The organism is Vibrio sp. 1F253, assembly GCF_041439295.1.
Lineage (GTDB): Bacteria > Pseudomonadota > Gammaproteobacteria > Enterobacterales > Vibrionaceae > Vibrio > Vibrio tasmaniensis_A.
The window spans coordinates 1-1363 of sequence record NZ_JBGONU010000138.1; the positions used below are offsets into that span (position 1 = coordinate 1).

The 1363-nt window shown below is 44.1% G+C and carries 1 pseudogene; it reads right to left on the bottom strand.

What is annotated here, in order from left to right:
- Positions 1-481: 481 nt before the first annotated feature.
- A pseudogene (locus ACED28_RS23220) lies at positions 482-1216 on the bottom strand (ISNCY family transposase); the annotation flags it as partial.
- Between the last annotated feature and the right edge of the window lie 147 nt (positions 1217-1363).

The window sequence follows — 1363 nt, forward strand, 5'->3', positions numbered from 1 at the left end:
GAAATACGCGAAACGGGGTTGTTCTATCTTTAAATTTAATTACGCAACAAAGCCGCCTTAGCCCCAAATTGTGAAAGTGTAAGGACGAGTTTCAATAATATTTTCCCAACTGCTTTTGGGGTACAACTTGGCAATAGATTAGAGCCTAAGCTTTTCAAAAAAGTATTGAAAAAAGTTAATGAATGGCATGGATTTGAGGATGGTAGAATAACTGCATTAATGTCAGATATGTGTGATGAGCTTAAGACAGACAGATTAAAGCGTTACCAACAAAACTTATGATAAATTAAAGCCCGCACTTTGCGGGCTTTTTTGTATCTACTTAAATTTGTGCTTAGTCGGAATCCACGGCGCTGACTTCATTCAGCGACCACCACGAAATGGCAAAAGATTTTCCTTAGCAGGGCGCTTATGTAGTTCATCTATCTGACCGTGTAAATTAACAAATTATTGAGCGGGCTTAGCAAAGCAGCGGCCAGACGTTGGTTTGCTCAACACGGCCTTTGGCACAAATGAGTTCTATCGCCAGCTCTTTCAGCACGCGCCCGTATTGGGTTTGGCCAACTTGTTTGTGTTTCTCCTGATTCACTCGAAATATGGAATGTTTGTCGCTGTAAAATGCGATGGGTTTACCGTGCGCGTCGAGGTATTCACGCGTCGCTAACATGTAGTCAAAAGCGGATTCCGTCTCGCTGAATCTTAGGTTCATCAAGCGGCCAGTCGCATCGTCAATGAACACCAATAGGCAGCATTTGTCGCTGCGGCCTTCAAACCTGTCATGATGGGAGCCGTCAATTTGGATAAGTTTACCCAAGCAATCACGACGGTAACGAGGCTGATAGACCCAAGGTTTTCATTGCGCATGTGGAAGCCACAGCCCGTCAGCGATCATCCATTGACGGAGTGTTTCTTTAGAGACGGCCAGATTGTGCAGTTCAGTCAGTTTTTCCAGAGCGAACGTTGGTGAGAAGTCAGAGTAATGCTCACGGATAAGTTTCAGTATTTCAATTCTGAAATGTTCTGAGTAGCGTCGATTACTTGGGCGGCCACGCGCTGCGTGTGTAAGACTTTGCGCGCCAAGAGAGACAAGTTTGTTTACCAAACGTCGGATATGACGCGCAGACAGGTTCAAAATGATAGCAGCGTCAACTTGGCGTAGTCGTTTTTCACGTACGTCAGTCAGAACCTTAAATCGATGAATATCTTTTTCACTCATAGTAATAAGCATCCGGATAACTCCTAAGCAGACCAATATAGGTAAGCTTAGGAGGACATTTTAAAATTGCTCAAACCGGACATTACTATCTGGTGATCTGCTCCAGTCAGACTGGACACTTAGCTAAGCGACATTTCGCTTTTCAAA